Below are 15600 nucleotides of genomic sequence, written 5' to 3'. Positions count from 1 at the left end.
TGTCCGAGAGGGCAGATTTTTAATACCATCTTCTTGTCAAATATGTAAAATTATATTACAATTAGAATGTGAAAGTCTCTTGACTATTTGTAGATGAATCAAGAGATGACAAAGGTTTCAGGACAAATGAAGACAAAGAAAAAGTAGGAGGGCTTATGGAAAATAATATTAAAAAATTACGTAAAGCCATGAAATTTTCACAAGAAGATCTGGCGAGATTGACACATTCTACACGTCAGTCGATTAATGCTGTTGAAAATAATAAATATGATCCATCTTTAGACTTAGCTTTTAAAATTGCCAAAGCATTAAATGTAGAAGTTGATGACATTTTTATCAAGCGTAATCAGTCTGATGAAGAAAATTTTGAGTTATGGTGTGAAAAATATAGCTGTGAACTTTGGGAAAACAGAAAAGTAAAAAACGCCGAGTAGCTGAAGATTGCGTTGGAGGGGTGATATGGAAAATACTGAGATTTGTGCGTATGCGACTACCTTACCTAATGCCAAAACTGATTATAAGGCCGAATGGGGTGCTAACCGTCTCTTGTTAGATGATAAGATGTTTGGCCTACTCGGGACGAATAAAGTAGGAACTCGTATTTTAACACTCAAGTTGTTGCCTGAGGATGGTGAGTTATTACGCGAACAGTATGAAGCGATCACACCTGGTTATTATATGAATAAAACGCACTGGAATTCAATCGATTTGTCATCTGATCAAGTATCAGATGAGCTGATAAAAAAGATGATTGATACTTCCTATTACTTGATTTTAAAGTCTTTAACCAAAAAAAGACAACAAGAAATTGCTGACGGGATTAACAGAGGTCACTCATCTTAAATTGGTTAAAAAGTCAAAGTGTATAATGAATTTATACATTTTTTATTGGAGTAAAAATGAATATTAAGCAACTTAGATACATTGTCGCAATTGCCAATACAGGGACATTTAGAGAAGCTAGTGAACAACTCTATGTTAGCCAACCATCTATGTCAATTGCGGTAAAGGATCTTGAAGCAGAACTAGGCTTTAAAATTTTTGATAGACTAAATACAGGTGTTAATCTGACTGTAGCTGGTGAACGTTTTTACGAACAAGCCCAAAGCGTCTTGCGTGACTTTGATACGTTTGAAGCCAAGTATATGTCACCTACCACTTTACAACATAGTTTTTCGATTGCCAGCCAGCACTATGATTTTCTAGCACCTGTTTCTGTAGAGTTTTCAGAGAAGAATCCAGATATCAAAAATATTAGGCTTTTTGAATCAACGACTTATAATATATTAACAGAAGTGTCAGATGGTGTGTCAGATGTTGGGATTGCTTATCTCAATAACCAAAACAGAATGGGCATCACAAGAATGCTAGATAAGTTAGATTTAGAGTTTGAAGAATTGATGACCTTTAAAACGCATATCTATTTGAGACAAAATCACCCCTTAGCGAGTAAACCTTTTGTCACGAATGATGACCTTAGAAACCTCAGTCGTGTTAGATTTACGCAAGAAAATGAACAATTTTTATATTATTCAGAAGATCTTGTAGAGACATTTGAAAATACGAAAATTTTTAATGTCACAGATCGCGCATCATTGAATGGTATTTTGGAAAGAACGGATGCTTACGCAACAGGATCGGGCTGTATAGACCAAGCTAGTGTGCATGAAATATCAGTGATCCCATTAGAAGATGGGAACACCAATACACTGATCTTTATTAAGAAAAAGAATATGCCTTTATCTGACGAAGCTAAGTCTTATAAACGCAGTTTAGAGAATTATTTTGCCCAAAATAGTTTTTGATATGATGATTGAAAAAAGAATGAAAATAGTGTAAAATAGTAGTGTTATTGTTTTAAAATAAGTTAAGATTTACTGACTGGTTTGGCTTTGGCTAATTGTGAGTAAAGACTTGATATCTTACAGGAGAAATTGAAAACATGGTAAAATTAGTATTCGCGCGTCACGGCTTATCTGAATGGAATGAAAAAAATCTCTTTACTGGTTGGGCAGATGTAGATCTTGCTGAACAAGGTATTGCAGAAGCTAAAAAAGCTGGTGAACTGATTAAAGAAGCAGGCATTGAATTTGATATTGCATTTACATCAGTACTTAAACGTGCGATCAAAACAACTAACTATGTCCTTGAATATTCTGACCAACTTTGGGTACCAGTTGTTAAATCTTGGCGCTTAAATGAACGTCACTATGGTGCTTTAACAGGCCTTAACAAAGCTGACGCTGCTGTTCAATATGGTGATGAGCAAGTGCTTATCTGGCGTCGTTCATACAATGTTAGCCCAGATCCTATGGCACATGATGCTGAATTTTCATCACATGGCGATCGTCGTTATGCACAATTAGAAGATTCAATCGTTCCTGATGCAGAAAACCTTGAATTAACTCTTGAACGTGCACTTCCTTTCTGGGAAGACCAAATCGCACCAGCGCTTAAAGAAGGTAAAGATGTTTTTGTTGGTGCACATGGTAACTCAATCCGTGCTTTGGTAAAACATATCAACAAAATGTCAGCTGATGAAATTTTGAAATTTGAAATTCCTAACTTCCCACCATTAGTATTTGAATTTGATGACAACTTAAATAAAGTTGCACAATACTACTTGGAAGACAAATAATCATATAGATAATCCGATACCATCGGGTTATTTTTGTTTGTCGTCGGTGTGACATATATCAGAGCAAACGCACAAAATCCATCAAAAATCTCATTGGATGATTGATGGTTTTTTTGATCAAATTATCGTATAATAAGACTAATGAAATCGAAAAAGAGTTTAAAAAAAAATCAATCTCCAAAAGTTTTAGTTAACCCATCAAAAGCGATATTAAACAGGATTAATATCCTATTTTTTGTTATCTTTGCTTTGTTTTTAGTGCTCATCGGTAGATTATATCATATGCAAATTGCTAATAAAGCATTTTATGATAAGAAACTAATCTCTACTGGTTCTATGGCAACTGTCACAGAAGGAGCGCCAAGGGGCCAAATCTATGATGCAAATGGGAATGTTTTTGTGGGCAATAAAGCTGTACAGACGATTACGTTTACACGTACTAATAAAATGACAGCGGATGCGATGCGTCAAGTTGCCACTAAACTAGTCAGCCTGATCCCAGATGCGGTTAATCCAAAAGAATTGACCGAACGAGATAAAAAAGATTTCTTTTTAGCTGATCCAGATAATCTGGCAAAAATACAAGGTCAGCTATCAAATAAAGACAAAATTGATCGCAAAACTGGTGAAAAATTAGATGAAGGCAAACTTTATGCTAAATATATCAGTAAAGTCACTGCATCAGATATTGATTTTGATCAAAATACCTTGATCGCAGCTACCCTTTATAAAAAAATGAATGCGACGTCTAATTTTGCGACGACAATTATCGCCTCAGGTAATTTTACAGCAACACAACAGGCAGAAATCGCTGAAAATGAGCGTGCATATAAAGGGATCTCAGTCGGTACGACTTGGGAGAGAGAGTATCATGATCCAACCTTTGCAAGTGTTGTAGGGACTGTCACGAGCGAGCAGATAGGTATCCCGGCTGAAGATTTGAGTGCCTATCTTAAAAAAGGGTATTCACGAAACGATCGTGTGGGGACATCTTACTTAGAAAAAGGCTATGAAGAAGCATTACATGGTACGAGTGGTGTGAAGCAAATCATCGTTGGCAAGTCTGGTGATGTGAAAAAGACAAATACACTGGTCAAAGAAGTACCTGGAGATAACCTTAAGTTAACCATCGACTCTAAATTCCAACAAGGTGTGCAAGATATCTTAAAGAAAAATTTTGCTGCCTTACAAGGAGAAGGTTATGGTGCCCTATCTAAGGGTGCCTATGCCGTCGTTATGAATCCAAGTAGTGGTGCCATATATGCCTTAGGTGGGATCGCTCATGATAAAACAACTGGTAGTATCACAGATGATGCACTAGGCGCAATACAAAATGCATTTACCCCGGGGTCCGTTGTTAAAATGGCGACGATCACAGCAGGTTGGCAAAATAATGTGTTATCTGGTAATCAGGTTTTAACTGACCAGCCTATTGCTATCGCTGGTTCACCAGTTAAACAGTCTTGGTTTACAAATGGTGGTGCATTACCTATCTCAGCAGTTCAAGCCCTAGAATACTCATCCAATACGTATATGATTCAAACTGCTTTAGATATCATGGGTCAACCTTATCACCCGCAGATGACGATTTACACAGATAAACTAGACGACTCTTTTAAAAAACTTAGAGCAGCATATGGTGAGTACGGCTTAGGTGTCGCAACAGGTCTAGATATCCCAGGTGCAACGCCTGGATATCTAGGTCAAAATGCCGATGCTGGGAACTATTTAGATGAAAGCTTTGGACAGTATGATACTTATACACCGCTACAATTAGCCCAATATGCCGCAACAATTGCGAACAATGGGAAACGTGTTGCGCCTAGACTCGTAGCAGGTATTTACAGTAATACTGGAGATGGTACTTTAGGGAAACTAAAAGAAACAATCCCATCTAAAACACTGAACACGATCGACACTTCTCAAGAAAATATTAATTTATTACAACAAGGGATGTTTCAAGTGACACACGGTGGTAGTATGGCGACTGGTAAAGATGTGATGAATGGTGCTAATGTAAGCATTAATGCTAAGACAGGTACATCAGAAACATATACATTAGATGCAAGTGGCAATCAAATTTATACCTCAGTTAATAATGTGGTCGCCTATGCACCTTCTGACAATCCACAGATTGCCATTGGTGTGATGATACCAGATACACTCATAAAAGCTGGTGGTGTGACAACCCATGCCAACCAAGATATCACACGAGATATTGTCAACCTTTATAATAGTATGTATGGGTTTAAATAAACCTCATCCGCTGACATGCTAAAAGATGTCAGTTATTACAAGTGATAAACTGTTGAAAAATAACAAAAAACTAAGAGTAGACAAGATGTCTGCTCTTAGTTTTTTTAATTAAATAAAGTATTTCGAATGTAAATAAGAAAATTTAAAAATAACATTAAGTATTACATTAAATTAAGGTTATTCCTTGACAAACTAAGGGATAGTTTGCTAAAATTAACAGTATCATTATAAGATGAAAATTTCGATTTATTTAAGAAAGAGGGGAATGATGTCAACAATTAGTGTAACCCCTGCTGAGCTCAAACAACAAGCTCAAGTGTACATTCAGTCTAAAGAACAGATTGAACAAGCCATCCAACGTGTGAACAGTATGAATAGCACGATTGCCGAAGAATGGAAAGGTCAAGCCTTCCAAGCGTACTTAGAGCAGTATAACCAACTGTATCAAAATGTCCAAAAATTTGAAGACTTGTTAGAAAATATCAACCAACAGTTGAACAAATATGCGGATACTGTGGAAGAACGAGATGCACAAGATGCTCAAAGTTTTGGATTCTAATTGAGAGCGCCCGTGTGGTGCTTTTTTATTTTAGGAGATAGGATGAAAAATAGAAGCTTACTAACCAGTTTCATAGGCTGTGTTTGTATCATGTTGCTACCATCTGTTACGCTAGCTGATAGTGATGGCAGTCTGCAATTAAATACGACTGTGATCACTAATCAATCTGGTGATGGATCAAGTGGTTCTGAGTTTGATATTCGTGGCCAACTCTTTTCAGAAACATTAACAAAAAAAATTCAGGAGAGAGCTGATCAAACTGTCAGTTGTCGTCAACTGATTCAGAAGCTTGATTTTAATCGGACGAGCCAAAATGATTTATACCAAAAAGATTATCAACCGCTTAAAACAAATTTGTTTAAAACTTATAAACAGACACACCTACCTGTTGCGAAATCGACGCAGCCTTCTGATACAAAGCCGATGTTTTTTTTGTTAGTGTTCGCACTGCCATTGTTGATCTTAACAGCTGTTGTGTCTAGGATGTGGACGCGTAGAAAGAGGAGAAGATGAAAGACCATCTTGAAATTAGTTTGGCATGGCAAGGGAAGCAAGTAGACTTAGCTGTCCCATCAACTGTCACGGCTACTCGCTTGATTGAGTTATTAAGCCAAGCTTTTGAAAAAAATAAACAAAGTTTACCTCCTCACTGGCACTTTACGGTGAAAGGCAAAACACTAGTATTTGCTAGTCACTTGACTTTAGCTGAATTAGGATTGGGGAATGGTGATATTTTGCAACTGATTGTAGGAGAAGAATGATGAACTGTTTTGATGGACAAAACACCTTAGCACTTGAAAAAAGAGACACAAACCTAACCGTTTTTTTGATAGGGACACAAGTCCACCCACAAGGATTAGCGTTTATTCAAAGTAAATTGCCGCTTAAGGCATCTGCAAGCGATATCTATAGTTTTGAAGTTACTTATGACATCCCTAATCATAGTAAAAGTTTGTCGACCCTACTGCTTGAAACAAAGTCTGAGATTGAACGTTTGACACTAGCGGTCAAATTAAAGGGATTACTCACACAAGAGTTGGGTTACACTGTACCTTTTGTGCACCCTGAAAATATTTTTTTGATTGACGATTGCTTTACTTTTATACATAGCGGCCTAAAAGATAACTTATCTCCTATGATGTCTGATCCTGAGTTATTGCTTTCGCAATACAAAGCGTTAGTACTGTGTTTGTTAAGTCTAAAACTGAGCTATGATCAAGTTGTAGGTGGAGACATCAGCTTAAAAGACGCAAATAGTCAAGCAATTTCGGCAAGTGAGGATTTTGAAACCCTCCACCGTACTGTATCCGAGAAATTAGCCAAATTAAAACAAAAAGACGCAAAAAATCATATTAAAGTTGCCAAAGTCCGCTACTATATCTTCAAATATACTGGCATAATTGGGTTGCTTTTGGCCATCGTGATGGGGAGTTTTATGACTATCGATCGCAGATTTACCATACCGAAAAAAGAAGCAATTATCTCAGCACAAGCTGATTTTATCACCAAGCATTATGATAAGTCTTTGAACGATTTGAAAACCTATCAACCAAAAGAACTGCCAAAAAATGCTCGCTTTATCCTGGCATCATCTGCGATTCAGTTGGCAGACTTAACGGTGTCGCAAAAACAGGCAGTGTTAAATAACATCTCTGCTGTGACAGATGATAATACCCTAAATTATTGGATTTATCAGGGACGCGGTGAATTTGAAAAAGCACTAGATATGGCTAAAAATATAGGCGATGATCAGTTGACACTACTTGCATATACAGATCTCTACCAAGCCACGAAATTAAATACGACGATGAATGGCGAAACCAAACAAAAGAAACTTGAAACGTATCATAAGCAAATTCAAGAGCTCAGTAAAAGTTTAGGAAAATAAGATGACAACATTATTTGATACAGCACATGGGACACAAGACAACCAAAATTTCTTATATGATGTCCGCCATCCTGAAGAAATTCTCTATATTATTTTTATTTTGAAAGACCAGTTAGCTCGTATCACACTTACTGACTCAAAAATGAGTGTTGCTTATGAGGGCAAGCCATGTGGCATTGTAGATGACAAAGTGATGCTAAATGGTGATAAAGCGACAACTGGTAAAAACGACATAGGCGGTCTGAGTTTTTTGGTATTACCAAAGCAAGTGTTACAGACCCATTTTTTAGTTTTAGATACCCAGGAAGTGATCATTCATAATCAAAATGAGCACTGTGCCATTCGAACCTTAGATGATACTCTATTAATGATTGATAACACAAATGCGAAACAGCCCAACGTTCTGATTAACCCTTTGGGAGAGTTTGTTTACTATAATGATGATAAAATCACGCAGAGTATGTCTTGTGAATTTAAAGTTGGCGACACGATTTTAACCCCTGATTTAATGTTAGAAAGACGACCAGACCAATGGAAAGTGACGACTTTTTCAAAAGACATTATTTTCAATCCTGAGTTTTTCTTACCGCAACATCGCAAACTTGAAAATCCGCAAGATTTCCCTGAGTATCGGCGTTCTCCAAGATTAAATTTACAGCTACCTGATGCAACATTTAAGTATGAAAAGATCGAAGATAAAGAACAAGCCCCTAAAGATGGTTTACTGAAAGCTATTCTACCACCAGTCGGGATGTTGGTAGCAGGTAGTGCGGTGACACTCATGAGCGGGCGTAATCCCATGATGATGATGGCTACAGCACTTGCTAGTCTCATGACGGTGACCTTTACGATCACTCAGTATCGTACAGATAAACAAGACCGATTGGCGAGAGAAAGTCATCGTGAAGTAGACTACCAACACTATCTAGTCAAATTAACAGGTCAACTCGGTCTTGCACACCGAAAAGAAAGACAAATCCTTCACTATCAACATGTTTCACCTGAGTTATTGCTTGAGATGATTGATAAATATGATGCCCGTTTGTATGAACGTATGGTGAATCATAAAGATTTTTTACAAGTGTCATTAGGAACAGGTGAGCAAGCCTCAACTTTGAAGGTGACAAGCGATTATACGTCAAGAGATGAAGATGACTGGGCTACACACGTTAAACAGATAGTTGGAACATTTAGTCAACAGCCAGATGTTCCGGTTGTTTTATCGTTAAGCAATCAAACCTTAGGCTTAATCGGAAATGATGAGGCGTTAAGACAGACGGTTGAAAACTTGTATTTACAACTGGCGTTTTTCCATTCGTATAGAGATGTTAACTTGATTACTTTAGTGCCTGAAGCTACTTATACAAAAAGTTGGGACAACTGGCGCTTCTTACCACATTTTAAACTTAAATCAATCAATACACGAGGGCTTGTCTATAACGCTAAATCACGAGATATGGTCCTATCAAGTTTTTATCAAATTGTGAATTCAAGGAAACAAGTATTAGCTGCAGCAGGTCGAGAAAACCCTACTTTCTTGCCTCATTTTGTCTTTACTATTTTTGACGATAGCTATCTTGCAGGTCATGGTCTTAATGAATTTCTAGCTGAGGATATGCATGATTTAGGTGTGACAGTGATTTGGTGTAAAGAGAATCAAAAACTCTTACCTGAAACGATTACAGCACTTGTAGAAGTGAAAAACCATCAAACTGGCATCGTTATTCAAGATAATGGCCAGCACTTAGATAAGCTCTATCAACCATATCCCGCTCTTGACAGTAAGGAAAGTTTTGAGGTAACCCTTCGAAAACTTTCAGGATTAGTGCATATGGAGGTAGAAAAAAATGCCATTCCTGACCGATTGAGTTTACTCGAACAATATATGGTTGAAACGGTCGAAGCGCTGACTATTGATGAACGTTGGGCTACAGCTGATCCGAGTCAGTCTATTGCGTCTATGATTGGGTGGAAAGGGAAGAAAGAACCCGCTTTTTGGGATTTACATGAACAAGTACATGGCCCGCATGCGATTGTCGGCGGCACATCAGGTTCTGGGAAATCTGAATTTTTAACGACCTTTTTGATGGGACTTGCCATTAACTTCTCACCAGAGGATATCGGTATGTTAATCATCGATTGGAAAGGAGGTGGGATCGCTGATACTTTAGCAGATCTGCCTCACTTTATGGGGTCTATCACTAACTTGGATGGGGCTGGTACAGCGAGGGCACTAGCATCTATTAATGCCGAGCTCAAAAAAAGGCAACGGGAGTTTAGAACATACGGTGTGACAAGTATCGCAGGATATACGAAACTGTATCGTGAACGTAAATCATCGCCACGTGAGGGGATCAATTATCCAAGTAAACCTCTCCCACATCTCATGTTAGTTTCTGATGAGTTTGCGGAGTTGAAAGAAAATGTGCCAGAATTCTTAGATGAATTGACCTCAGTTGCACGGATTGGTCGCTCGTTAGGGGTTCACTTGATTCTTGCGACACAAAAACCAGATGGAGTCGTGAATGACCAGATCGATGCCAATGCGAAATCTAAAGTGGCACTTAAAATGTCAGATGAAGCAAATTCGAAAGCCTTGATTAAAACAGGAGATGCCGCACATATCACACAAGCGGGTCGTGGCTATCTGCGTGTTGGGGAAAGTGAGGTCTATGAACTCTTCCAATCAGGGTATGGTGGTGTTGACTATACCCCTCATGCTACAAGAGAAGCCATCCAAGATGAACGTATTTATCATATCCACACATCAGGACAGTGGGAATTGATTTATGATCCACGAGAAGACATCGTTGATCAAGATATCGTCAAAGCAGATGTGCCAACACAACTTCAATCCACAATCAAAGAAATCGTCAAAACCTTTAAGCACTCAAACTATAGTCAACCAGATAAACCTTGGTTGCCTAATCTTGAAGATAATATTCCTACACCTGTAGTTAAAGCTACCGGTCAACGTACTTTGAAAGTGCCATTAGGATTGCTAGATGTACCAAGTGATCAAGTACAAGAGAACTACGATTTTGATCTTGCTAAAGCGGGTAACACGGTAATATTTGCAAGTAGTGGTTATGGTAAATCGACAGTACTTCAAACGCTGACTTTAAATTTAGCAAAAGTGAATACGCCAGAACAACTCCATGTTAACTTATTGGACTTTGGTAATAATGGTTTATTACCACTTAAAGACTTACCACATGTGGCTGATATTGTGACCTTAGAGGAAGCAGAAAAACTCGGCAAAATGTTAGCAAGTATGTCAGAGACTTTAGCAGAACGTAAACGTGCATTTAAAACAGCAGGTGTTGCTAGCCTAGAGCAGTATGAAGCTAAGACAAAAACAAGTCTACCGATTATATTGAATCTTTTAGATAACTACGATGGTCTGAGTAGCAACGATAATCGAAAAGATCAAATAGACAATATCTTATTACAAGTTTTACGTGAGGGTCCAAGTCTAGGTGTGTATCTGATATTAACTGCTAGTCGAGTTGGTGCTGTTCGGATGAACATGATGAGTGCGATCTCAACTAAGATGGTCCTTTATCTGAATGATGAAAGCGAAGTAACGACTATCATGGGACGTGATTATGTTCAGCAAGAAACCAAAGTTGGTCGAGGTCAAATCATGCGAGATGTACCAACATCTATCCAGTTCTATCTACCAGTAGCTGGCGACACTAGTACAGCGCTACTAGCTAATCTTGAGTATGACGTTATCACACTTGATAAAAATTGGACGGGAGTGAGACCTCCTCAAATTCCTATGGTGCCCGATGAATTTACAGGGGAAACTTTTGAGGCATTACCAGATGTTATTCAGTGGCAAAAAGTTGAAAAAATGCCATTTGGTATGTCCTATGAAACAACTGAAGTGCTTGGGTTCGTTTCAGGTCAGCAACCTTATTTCATATTTGCGCCGATGGATGATGAGCAAAATATACTTTATCAACAGCTCTTGTTGAGACAAATATCCAAAGTACAAAGAGAAGTATTACTGGTTGATTTTAATGATAGTTTTGAAGATGCAATAGATCAATCTGGTTTATCAGCAAATATGACATTAATTACAGATAAAAAGGAAACTAGAGCTATCATAAAAGGGATGATTGGGTATGGAAAATTAGTAAAAAAACATGAGGTAGGTGAAAGTATCATCCTAGTCATCTCCAATATCCAAGATTTTATTCAAAAAACAGCTATTTCAGCGAATGATTTTTTGGTCTTGCTAAAAAATACGTATAAAGCCGGATTGGATATTATTATTTTTGGTCCCCATGAATATATTTCTAAAAGTTTTGATGATGTACCAAAAGTACTTCGGCAACTCAAATTTTCAGGATTAGTTGGATCAAGAATTTATGATAGTGCATTAATCAAAGGAACAGGATCAACAAGTGAAGCTGAGCTCTCTATTCAAGACAGTTATTTTGTGATAAGAGGTGGCTCATCTTATAGTAAACTCAAACTACCTGAATTATTCAAAGGAGTAAGTGATGTCTGAAAAAATACCAAAGCTTCTCCCTTTAGGGACAGCAGTAAAAATAAAAAATGATACTAGCCTTTATATTATTATCTCTCGTGGCTTTCAAAAAAAGAACGGTGAAATAATTTCAGGATATGCAGGTATACCTCATCCTTATGGACAAAACGATAAATATAAAACAATGATTATTTCCTCGGAAAAGATCATTAAAGTAGTCCATCAAGGACATGAAGATGAATTGGATATTGCATTTACAAAAAAACAGATTGAAAACATAGTGGAAGCACCTCAAAATACAAATGACGCTATAAAAGAGTCTGATTTAAAGAAAGATACTAATGATGTTAGTATTGAAACTGAAAGTGAGCATCCATATGATCCATTTTATGAACTTAAAAAGAAATATAAAAGTTCTTAAGTCAGAAATAAATATTATTTAGCGCTTTTGTATGAAAAAAATAATGATAGGAGACTAATAATGAGTGATTCAGAGAAATTAAATAGAATTAGACGGTTGAATCGGTGTGTAGATAGGCTAAAAAATGTGATGTATTCAGTTTATGATTTGAATTTTGTACAGTTTAAATCTGCAGGGAGTAATCAATGGTCTGGCCGAGTAAAAAGTAGTCAGTTCGATACTCACTATCAACAAGCAACACAACAATTGGCAAGGGTGGCACCAGAAATCGAAGAAGCTATCTCAACGTGTAGAAGTAAAATGTATAGTCTTGCCTGGTCAATTGAAGATCCAGGCAAAAAAGTACAAGCTTTAGCAATGGTGACATTTTTGTAGGAGGGTTTATATGGGACAACAAAAATTAGATAGTAAAGGATATGAAACTGTCACGATGAAAGTAGGTAGTATTACCTCAAAAGTATCAGGAGTAAGAAATGGCCTGAATACAAGTACTGCTCATCTAAAAGTCAAGCATATCCAAACAATTTTTCAGATTTATGATGATCTGTCAAGATTAGTCTCTGCCTATGGTGAGATGGTAGAGCACGATTTAAAGGAATTTAAACAAGTGGGTATAAATATACAACAAACAGATAAGGAGGCCAGTAAATGAGTAATGATGAACTTTATTACGATGCTCTAACTGATCTTGCCATAAGAATATCAAGTGGGTTAAAAAATAGAACTGAACCATTGGGGGAGCTGAGCCAAGCGCTTAATCAGTTGGTCAGTACGAATAAGATTAAAGGTAAAGCAGCAGATGGGATGAAAGCCTATATCGGTGAAGTACATCTAACGTTAATCCAAACCCTGCAATTAGCCCTAAACAACTATCAGATGGCTTTAGGGAAATATATTAATGGCTATTTACAAGTGGATGGTAACCATGATTTTAAACTTATAAGAGAAGATTTGAATGCACATGTTCGTCAGTTAACGTCACAGCAATCTGATTTTACGAGTTTGGAGAGACAATTGAAAGCTATTTCAAATGAAGTAAATGATCTTGTTTACCTAGGTGGTGCAGGAGGATATCGTATTGGCCAAGTTGCTAAAGAGATGGATCATATGAAACAGACTGCTCAAAAATTAAAAGAGAGGTGGGAAAGTTATGAACAACATGATCCAGGATTTGATCAAGTTCAGGAGCTAATTGCACGCACAAAATCACTTTTAAAGCAGACATTGAAAGTCCCGAGAGGCTATGCTTATCATTCAGGTAGTTTTAATGCATTACTGACAACAGATTTTTTAGATGCATTTAAAGTAAACGCGAAATCGGCAAGTGATAAAACTAATCAAAAAGCCTTTCAGAAGGATTGGCAACAGATAGGCAAATATTATCAAGTAGATCAAAATAGAATACAAAAAGAAGCAGCGAAAAAAAAGGGCTGGGAAAACTTAGGTAGAGATGTATTTTTCCTATTAGCAGGTGCCGCGATTACTGTTGCGACTGGTGGTGCAGGAGCACCACTTGCAGCAGCTTTGATTATCTCGTCCTTGCCCGCAGGAGTAGACATTGCTTCAGATGCATATCAAGGATGGACTGGTAGTACTACTAATTTTGGTGTATCTGTTTTCGAGAAATTGTTAGGTGTTAACAGAGGTACTGCGCAAGGGCTATGGGCTGGTACGAGTATACTAGCAGGAGTAGCTGGCAGCGGTGCAGCATATAGTAAACTTGTTAACGCTGGTGTGGCCAAGGGAGCGATTGGTGAAGTGAGACCAATCTTTAAAACCGCTTTCAGTGGGTCAGAGATTGTTTTTGGGAATCCGATGTCTAAAGCAGTCAGTGTCATGGGGCATAATAAGAATGTCTTAACATCACAACTGCTACCTCACTTTGCGGAAGGTGCTAAGTTAAATAAGTTTGCGGTGAAACAAATCACCCTGGTCTACGGTCAGGCAACAGTGGAAAGTACAGCTAAAAAAATGGCAGGTGCTATGGTTCTTGATCCTATTTATGATGCAGTTTTTAGAGGTAATGAATCAGATAAAGCAACGACTAAGAAATTAGTTGGGCTAACAAAACTATCGGGTCAGTTTACACAGCCTGTATTTGGAAAATGAAATGAGATAAAGTAAATGACAATTTTAGTTGCATATTTAACACAAAATAATCATGCGCTCTTACCAGTCGTTGGTGCTGGTTTATGTTCGTTGCTATTGGGGATAGTATTTGTAATATTTTTACCTATGTTGATTGAAAACTATTATCAGAATCATTGGGGAATGTGTATAGCTTATACATCCGTGGGCTCTGTCTATATACTGGTAGAGACAATAGTTGCTGCAACTATTATTACAACTTTTTTTATAGATTTCAAAGGATTAATAGCAATAAGTATTTTTATATTTGGTAGTTTAATTTTTTTGATAGGTAATATTTACCTTCATTTCTATGTTATTAGAAGAGTTGTACGAATGGTTAAATTACAAAAAAATAAAGTGAGTCAAACAGCCGTAGATTTTCTGGAAGAAAAGCCATTTGGAGGGATATTGATTTTGTTCACTTCTTATACAATACTGTTATTAATTTTGGCTTGCTGGCTTGGCGCAGGCTTTGGGGATTATAAAATTCATAATATTCTTTTATTAAGAATATTTGGTATTACAATACTTTTTGTATTGCCAACTTTGTCAGTGATATTTGGCTTAAAGTATCCTAGAAAAATTTTTGTCTCAAAACTTCAAAAAATAATAGATTCGCATAATGAAGCAATTAAGGATAAACAAAAAACTAAAAAGAAGAACGGGTAAGTTTACACAACCTATATTTGGAAAATGAAATGGGATAAAGTAAATGACAATTTTAGTTTTATATTTAAATACAAAATAAGAAAAAGAGGTTAAAACAGATCGTAAAAGAAAGTAAATTTCTTCCTTTAGGAAGTATTATTATTTTAAAACAAACAACACAAAAACTGATTATTATTGCACGTGGGATGTTGGTAGAGGAAAGTTATTATGATTATGGTGCTTTTCTTTATCCCCAAGGGTTAATTGAAGACTCTTTAGTGTATTTCAATGAAGACCAGATATCAAAAGTCATATTTCATGGTTTTACAGATGACGATGATACGCTTTTTATAAGCTATATTGATCAAGCTATTGAGCAACGTCATTCAGAAATTAAAGAGATATCTGATGAGAGAACAAATGATCTACAAATCATAGATCAAGAAATTATTAGTGAAGAGGAAGATCTTTTTGCTTCGATTCGTGACTTAGAAGATTAGCTTTAAGCTATTAGTAGAAAAATTCTACTAATGACTAGTGATGATTTTATATAAGTCAT

Annotated in this window: 16 protein-coding genes; all 16 read left to right on the top strand. The window is 36.9% G+C overall.

The features are described from left to right. Positions 1-155: 155 nt before the first annotated feature. The 16 genes from RU87_RS01875 to RU87_RS01800 all read left to right on the top strand — a co-directional run bounded on the left by RU87_RS01875 (position 156) and on the right by RU87_RS01800 (position 15541). On the top strand, positions 156-434 hold the full coding sequence (locus RU87_RS01875; RefSeq protein WP_068162582.1) for a helix-turn-helix transcriptional regulator: 279 nt from the start codon (positions 156-158) through the stop codon (positions 432-434). 25 nt (positions 435-459) lie between these two features. Continuing rightward, positions 460-843, top strand: coding sequence for an MmcQ/YjbR family DNA-binding protein (locus RU87_RS01870; RefSeq protein WP_068162583.1), 384 nt, complete (start codon positions 460-462; stop codon positions 841-843). Positions 844-899: 56 nt separating this feature from the next. Then, positions 900-1805 carry a LysR family transcriptional regulator gene (locus tag RU87_RS01865; RefSeq protein WP_068162586.1) on the top strand — a complete coding sequence of 302 codons (906 nt, stop codon included), beginning with the start codon at positions 900-902 and terminating at the stop codon, positions 1803-1805. Positions 1806-1942: 137 nt separating this feature from the next. Then, the gene (locus tag RU87_RS01860) at positions 1943-2638 is read left to right on the top strand and encodes a phosphoglycerate mutase (protein ID WP_068162589.1); all 696 of its coding nucleotides are present in this window, start codon (positions 1943-1945) and stop codon (positions 2636-2638) included. A 141-nt stretch (positions 2639-2779) separates the two neighbouring features. Further along, entirely contained in the window at positions 2780-4894 is a 2115-nt protein-coding gene (locus tag RU87_RS01855; protein ID WP_068162591.1) for a penicillin-binding transpeptidase domain-containing protein, read from the top strand. Positions 4895-5159: 265 nt separating this feature from the next. Continuing rightward, positions 5160-5453: a WXG100 family type VII secretion target gene (locus tag RU87_RS01850; protein ID WP_197456621.1), complete on the top strand. Its 294-nt coding sequence runs from the start codon at positions 5160-5162 to the stop codon at positions 5451-5453. Between the two features lie 42 nt (positions 5454-5495). Next, entirely contained in the window at positions 5496-5966 is a 471-nt protein-coding gene (locus tag RU87_RS01845; protein ID WP_068162597.1) for a hypothetical protein, read from the top strand. Further along, entirely contained in the window at positions 5963-6214 is a 252-nt protein-coding gene (locus tag RU87_RS01840) for an EsaB/YukD family protein (RefSeq protein ID WP_068162599.1), read from the top strand. Before RU87_RS01845 ends, RU87_RS01840 begins: the two co-directional genes overlap by 4 nt. Further along, a complete protein-coding gene (gene essB, locus RU87_RS01835; RefSeq protein ID WP_068162602.1) occupies positions 6214-7341 on the top strand; it encodes a type VII secretion protein EssB in 1128 nt (375 codons plus the stop codon). The genes RU87_RS01840 and essB overlap by 1 nt, the downstream gene beginning before the upstream one ends. Before the next feature lies 1 nt (position 7342). Continuing rightward, positions 7343-11863 carry a type VII secretion protein EssC gene (gene essC, locus RU87_RS01830; protein ID WP_068162605.1) on the top strand — a complete coding sequence of 1507 codons (4521 nt, stop codon included), beginning with the start codon at positions 7343-7345 and terminating at the stop codon, positions 11861-11863. Continuing rightward, the gene (locus RU87_RS01825) at positions 11856-12263 is read left to right on the top strand and encodes a DUF4176 domain-containing protein (RefSeq protein ID WP_068162614.1); all 408 of its coding nucleotides are present in this window, start codon (positions 11856-11858) and stop codon (positions 12261-12263) included. The genes essC and RU87_RS01825 overlap by 8 nt, the downstream gene beginning before the upstream one ends. 60 nt (positions 12264-12323) lie before the next feature. Next, positions 12324-12638 carry a hypothetical protein gene (locus RU87_RS01820; protein ID WP_068162617.1) on the top strand — a complete coding sequence of 105 codons (315 nt, stop codon included), beginning with the start codon at positions 12324-12326 and terminating at the stop codon, positions 12636-12638. A 10-nt stretch (positions 12639-12648) separates the two neighbouring features. Then, the gene (locus tag RU87_RS01815) at positions 12649-12915 is read left to right on the top strand and encodes a hypothetical protein (protein WP_068162620.1); all 267 of its coding nucleotides are present in this window, start codon (positions 12649-12651) and stop codon (positions 12913-12915) included. Continuing rightward, positions 12912-14372, top strand: a complete 1461-nt coding sequence (locus RU87_RS01810; protein WP_068162624.1) for a T7SS effector LXG polymorphic toxin — start codon at positions 12912-12914, stop codon at positions 14370-14372. The genes RU87_RS01815 and RU87_RS01810 overlap by 4 nt, the downstream gene beginning before the upstream one ends. Positions 14373-14387: 15 nt before the next feature. After that, positions 14388-15062 carry a hypothetical protein gene (locus RU87_RS01805; protein ID WP_068162626.1) on the top strand — a complete coding sequence of 225 codons (675 nt, stop codon included), beginning with the start codon at positions 14388-14390 and terminating at the stop codon, positions 15060-15062. A gap of 68 nt (positions 15063-15130) precedes the next feature. Then, on the top strand, positions 15131-15541 hold the full coding sequence (locus RU87_RS01800) for a DUF4176 domain-containing protein (protein WP_096835793.1): 411 nt from the start codon (positions 15131-15133) through the stop codon (positions 15539-15541). Positions 15542-15600 lie beyond the last annotated feature (59 nt).

The organism is Pseudolactococcus plantarum, assembly GCF_002441715.1.
GTDB lineage: Bacteria > Bacillota > Bacilli > Lactobacillales > Streptococcaceae > Pseudolactococcus > Pseudolactococcus plantarum.
Note: the sequence above shows the minus strand (reverse complement) of the source record. Positions and strands in the feature narration are given on the sequence as shown.

Coding starts and splice junctions, on each gene's coding strand:
- RU87_RS01850 (WP_197456621.1), top strand. CDS start 5,160: ATGATGTCAACAATTAGTGTAACCCCTGCTGAGCTCAAACAACAAGCT.
- RU87_RS01805 (WP_068162626.1), top strand. CDS start 14,388: ATGACAATTTTAGTTGCATATTTAACACAAAATAATCATGCGCTCTTA.
- RU87_RS01845 (WP_068162597.1), top strand. CDS start 5,496: ATGAAAAATAGAAGCTTACTAACCAGTTTCATAGGCTGTGTTTGTATC.
- RU87_RS01860 (WP_068162589.1), top strand. CDS start 1,943: ATGGTAAAATTAGTATTCGCGCGTCACGGCTTATCTGAATGGAATGAA.
- RU87_RS01855 (WP_068162591.1), top strand. CDS start 2,780: ATGAAATCGAAAAAGAGTTTAAAAAAAAATCAATCTCCAAAAGTTTTA.
- RU87_RS01865 (WP_068162586.1), top strand. CDS start 900: ATGAATATTAAGCAACTTAGATACATTGTCGCAATTGCCAATACAGGG.
- RU87_RS01840 (WP_068162599.1), top strand. CDS start 5,963: ATGAAAGACCATCTTGAAATTAGTTTGGCATGGCAAGGGAAGCAAGTA.
- RU87_RS01815 (WP_068162620.1), top strand. CDS start 12,649: ATGGGACAACAAAAATTAGATAGTAAAGGATATGAAACTGTCACGATG.
- essB (WP_068162602.1), top strand. CDS start 6,214: ATGAACTGTTTTGATGGACAAAACACCTTAGCACTTGAAAAAAGAGAC.
- RU87_RS01820 (WP_068162617.1), top strand. CDS start 12,324: ATGAGTGATTCAGAGAAATTAAATAGAATTAGACGGTTGAATCGGTGT.
- RU87_RS01810 (WP_068162624.1), top strand. CDS start 12,912: ATGAGTAATGATGAACTTTATTACGATGCTCTAACTGATCTTGCCATA.
- essC (WP_068162605.1), top strand. CDS start 7,343: ATGACAACATTATTTGATACAGCACATGGGACACAAGACAACCAAAAT.
- RU87_RS01825 (WP_068162614.1), top strand. CDS start 11,856: ATGTCTGAAAAAATACCAAAGCTTCTCCCTTTAGGGACAGCAGTAAAA.
- RU87_RS01875 (WP_068162582.1), top strand. CDS start 156: ATGGAAAATAATATTAAAAAATTACGTAAAGCCATGAAATTTTCACAA.
- RU87_RS01870 (WP_068162583.1), top strand. CDS start 460: ATGGAAAATACTGAGATTTGTGCGTATGCGACTACCTTACCTAATGCC.